Genomic DNA, 3,570 nt, shown 5'->3' with positions numbered 1-3,570 from the left:
CGTATCTCGGCCCAGTCCTCCACCTTTAGCACCCTCCATGATCATCAAGGGGGGTCAATTTTCGGAAGACCTCCTGGGGGTCAGTCTTCAGGAACCCGCGACACGGACATTAGGAGACCCCCTGCTCCAGCCTCTACCGGCCCCGTGCGTGGCCCCCGAGGCGTTCGCGGGTACAAGTCGTGCGCGGCCGGCTTCGGTCCAGGAGACGCCATGGGCGCGGGTCACGCTGGTGATCTATCCGCTCTTCTGCCGCCCACCTGACGCCGCGGGCGGGCCCGTCTTGCGACGGGCCCGCCCATGCCGGGCTATCCGGCGACGTGCTCACCTACTGATCGGAACCGACCATGCGGGCGCTTTGTTGTCAGGGAGCGTAGGCGTGCCAGACACCTCCCCAGCCTTCGCAGTCGTAGACGCCCAACTTGCCCTGGCTCAACACCCACGACTCACACGCCAGGGAGGTGCGGAACGCGGGGCCCACGACGTGAACGGACGCGACCGAATCAACCGACGTGCTCGCCGAGGCCCGGGCGGCCGGGGTCGCCGCGCTGGCAGTAACCGCGCTACCGGTCATAGCAGTCAGGGTCAGTACCCCGGTCGCGGCGAGTGTGGCCAAAGTCTTCCTCATTGACAACCTCCTAGTTCTAGTTCACACAGGGGAGTCAGCTGTGTCGCTTGTCCCGTTGGTCGAATGCTGCTCGGCAGAGTTCCGCCGTCACGCTCACAGCTGCTTCCGACTGACGACCAACATCGCCAAAGGCACCGTTGTCCGCACTACCCATACGGCAACGACGCAGGTCAGCACCCACCTGCGGGTGGACAAGAGGGCTTGTCCGCGGACAACGACTCTTGAGCGCGGGGCCGGATCGGCGCTCTGGGGGATCGAGGGGCGCGTCCGGGCCCCGGTCTGCGGCGTTCCCGCGCGGTGTCCGCCCGCCGCTTGCTGTCCAGCGGCGGGCGGACACTAGGAGACCCCCCTGCATCCAGCCTCTACCGGCCCCGGGCATGGCCCCAAGGGTGTTCGCCCGTTGGCGGGTACAAACCCGTCGGCGTCCGGTGTAGCGCCAGTGCTCGGCTTCCTTGCGGGCGTCGTAGATGCGGCCGACGCGGCCGGTTTCGGCGCCCTCGACGCGCAGCTGCTCGCCGCCGTCGTCGTCGGCGTGCTCCTGGTCGTGGTCGTCGCTCGCGGTCTTTGCCGTGCCGTGTCTGGGCCCGGCGTGGCCGAGTCCCGTCCCGGCACGAGCCAGTGCGCCGGCGCTCCCTTCAGCAGCCGTTCGCGCTCCCTCTCCGCAAGGGACCGCGACCGCACCGCCTCGGTACCGAGGCCGGGTGCGCCCTCGCTGGGGTCGGCCGGCGCTGGGGCGTACTGGCGCCGCAGGGGCGGGAGCCCGCCGCGGCCCAACTCGGCGCGCATCCAGGCTGCTTCGGTGTGGTCGTGGCGGTCTTCGAAGCTGAGGAGCCAGCTTCCGCCGTCGGCGGCGCAGGCCGCGATGGCTTCGAGCAGACCGCGCGCGATCACCTCGGGCGCGGTCGAATCGGCGTACCGCGCGGCGTGCTCGGCCGTTGTGGGCTTCTCTGCCTGAAGTCCGGTCGGCGCCCGCAGGCGCGTGTGGTGAAAAGCGGCGCTGCTCGCCCCGGGAATCTTTGGGGTGGGCAGCGCCGCTTTTTTGTGCCTCAGTGGGCAGTGGGGGTCAGGCGGGGTGGGCTGCGTCACGGGTGCACAGGGTGCACACGTACTTGCGGCGCAGTACGAGCCGCATGGCCTGAGGGTCTTTGTGGACCTGGCACAGCCACGACAGTTCGGAGTGCTCGGGCAAGTCGCGCTTGATGAACGCGCCGACGCCTTCCCACGGTTTCTTACCCATGGTCCTTACCCGTTGTCGTCGTCCGAGTCGTCCGGCTCGGGCTCGGGCTCGGCGGGGGTGATGATCTCTTGCTCGTACACGTCGTATCCATTGATCTCGTCCTTGCCGCCCATGGCGGACCCTCCTTCAGTTGTAGCGAGTCGGGATGGCTCGTGGGACCCCGCCCGGCCGTCTCCGCTTCACGGGGCGTGCGACCGGACGGGGGCTTGCCCCGGACCCCCGGCCGGGACGGGACCACTCGTGACAGTTGGTCTCACCGGGGGCCGGGAGTATTCAGAAGCGGCGCCCGCGCTGGCGTACGGCGTGGAGCTTGCCGACTGCGACGAGCTGCCTGTGTTCCCAATCGGTAGCCGGGCGCAGCCGCCGGTAGTTGGCGCGCCAGATGAGGCCCGTGGGGCGTTCCATCTCGACCATGGGCCCGTCTGTCCCGCGTACGGTGCCGGGCATCTCGTAGTCCCGGTCGAACAGGACCGTGCCCGTGGTGATGTCGTCCGGGCTCGGGAAGGCGACAGGGTGTTTGACGCTGCGGGGTGGTGCTGCCTTGGGGTTGCGGGTTCTCATGATCCGCCGGCCTCGGGGTAGGCGCGGCGGGGCAGGTCGCGTGCGAGCGGGCCGTGCGGGATATAGACGACGCCGGAGCGCCGGTGAAGCGCTCCGCCGTACTGCGTCCAGCAAGCCCTTGGGAGAGTCCGCGTACGGGCCGTCAGGGTCGTCGATGAGGCTCACCGGCCCCGGGGCCGGTAACGGGCGCGGGACCCGTGCGGGGGCGCTCACTGCCGGCCCGCTTTCACGATCCGGGCGCGCAACTGGTCCAGCTCGTTCGGCGGGCGGAACACCGCGGTCTGCCACGTCTGCCCGCCCGTGAGCGGTGCCAGGGTGACCGTGCGCGTATCGGCGTCCCACGCGACGGTTTCCCCGAGCTGCCCGCGCGCCGTGTCCTTGACCAGCGTGCCGGGGGCGGGAATCCACGACGGGCCGACGGGTCCGGGTACGACAGCCCACATCAGGTCAACCTGGCCGGGCTGGTCCAGATGCGCGCCTGCCACTCCTCGGCGTCAGTCGGCTGGCGGAGCCGGTCCGGGGGAACAGCCCATTCGGCGCCACCGCCCGGCGGCACGAGGTACGCGGACCCGTCGAACAGTTTGCGTACTTCACCGATCCGGCCGCTCGTCGTGTCCACCGCGTACGTGCCCGTGGTAGGGGTCCAGATCCCCGCCGAAGCGTTGGCGAGATTCTGCCTGCGCTGGCGCTCTGCGTCCGTTCTGTGAGCCATCGTCGGCTCCCCTCGTGTGGTCTATGGCACCCACCTTGGGGACGCACCGCCCGGCTGTCTGTGGCACTTCGCGTAGCCGTCCACGGGAAGTGCCACACGCCCTACATCGGCAGGCCCACCACGTCGGCCATCGTCCGCATCTCCGCCGTCAACGTCCTGCGCCCACTGATCACCCGAAGCAAAACGTCCCGGGCGTAGCGCTGGTTCGGCAGCCACTCGGGACTGTCGCTACGGATCTGCTCCAGCTTCGCGAACGCGGCGGCGTAGTCACCGGTCTTCGCGTACGCGTCGGCCACGTCCAGGCCGTGCCGGTTGCGGTTGTTGCTCGTCGGCGTCGACGGGGGTCTCCGCGCTGCGACGGGCGCACCGGGGGCTGACCAGGAGCCCGGCAAGAGGAAACGGGAACCATCCGGGATCGCCTACCACCACCTCCGG

At 69.8% G+C, this 3,570-nt stretch carries 5 protein-coding genes; all 5 read right to left on the bottom strand.

All coding sequences use genetic code 11. The annotated features are described in order from the left end of the window. Positions 1–1,688 precede the first annotated feature (1,688 nt). A complete protein-coding gene (locus tag IE252_RS42685) occupies positions 1,689–1,862 on the bottom strand; it encodes a hypothetical protein (RefSeq protein ID WP_190094908.1) in 174 nt (57 codons plus the stop codon). Between the two features lie 273 nt (positions 1,863–2,135). Next, complete coding sequence (locus IE252_RS42680) at positions 2,136–2,423, bottom strand: hypothetical protein (RefSeq protein WP_229849171.1); 288 nt, start codon at positions 2,421–2,423, stop codon at positions 2,136–2,138. 209 nt (positions 2,424–2,632) lie between these two features. Beyond that, a complete protein-coding gene (locus tag IE252_RS42675; protein WP_190094907.1) occupies positions 2,633–2,866 on the bottom strand; it encodes a hypothetical protein in 234 nt (77 codons plus the stop codon). Continuing rightward, positions 2,866–3,135: a hypothetical protein gene (locus IE252_RS42670; RefSeq protein WP_190094906.1), complete on the bottom strand. Its 270-nt coding sequence runs from the start codon at positions 3,133–3,135 to the stop codon at positions 2,866–2,868. The genes IE252_RS42675 and IE252_RS42670 overlap by 1 nt, the downstream gene beginning before the upstream one ends. 101 nt (positions 3,136–3,236) lie before the next feature. Continuing rightward, entirely contained in the window at positions 3,237–3,431 is a 195-nt protein-coding gene (locus tag IE252_RS42665) for a hypothetical protein (protein ID WP_190094905.1), read from the bottom strand. Positions 3,432–3,570: the final 139 nt, after the last annotated feature.

Origin of the sequence: Streptomyces melanogenes, assembly GCF_014649795.1 — a bacterium.
GTDB lineage: Bacteria > Actinomycetota > Actinomycetes > Streptomycetales > Streptomycetaceae > Streptomyces > Streptomyces noboritoensis.
The sequence above is the reverse complement of the archived record's forward strand: the minus strand, read 5'-3'. Positions and strand labels throughout refer to the sequence as shown.